The organism is [Mycobacterium] manitobense (assembly GCF_025821665.1).
In the GTDB taxonomy this organism is placed as follows: Bacteria; Actinomycetota; Actinomycetes; order Mycobacteriales; family Mycobacteriaceae; genus Mycobacterium; species Mycobacterium arseniciresistens.
In genome coordinates, this window is record NZ_JACKSJ010000029.1 from 1 (window position 1) to 493 (window position 493).

Annotated in this window: 1 pseudogene; it reads right to left on the bottom strand. The window is 64.7% G+C overall.

What is annotated here, in order from left to right:
- Nucleotides 1-459 (bottom strand): annotated as a pseudogene (locus H7I41_RS04360) (hypothetical protein); the annotation flags it as partial.
- Nucleotides 460-493 lie beyond the last annotated feature (34 nt).

Genomic DNA, 493 nt, shown 5'->3' on the forward strand with positions numbered 1-493 from the left:
GGCCCCGGTGATCTCCGCGGTCAGGGTCGAGGACACCATTTCCGGTGTTCGCCAGTACATCCCGGCCGGGAACACGAATCGCTGCGTGGTTTGTCCGGATACCACCACCGGGCGCATATCGAGATTGAACACCCCTGCTGCCACATCGCGCGCTCCGTCGAACACCGCTACCTGAACGCCAGCACCCGAAAGCGAGACCGCTGCATCACAATCCGTTTGTATCGGAACATCGACCGCGAGCCCCTCCTGAGTCAGTGACACCGTCGCTGACCCGAAACTGCTCGGGACATCACAGCTCTGCACAGTGGCCGTCGCCCCGGAGTTGCCCGCCGCGTTTCTCGTCGTAGCGGCACTGCTCCCGGTCGCGGTGCTTCTGTCGTCGCCCGAATCACTCAGCGCGATCGTCACCGTCACGATGCTCGCGACCAGCGCAACCGCCGCACCGACACCGATCAGCACATTCCGCCTGGTACGGGACGGCACGGGAGCGGCA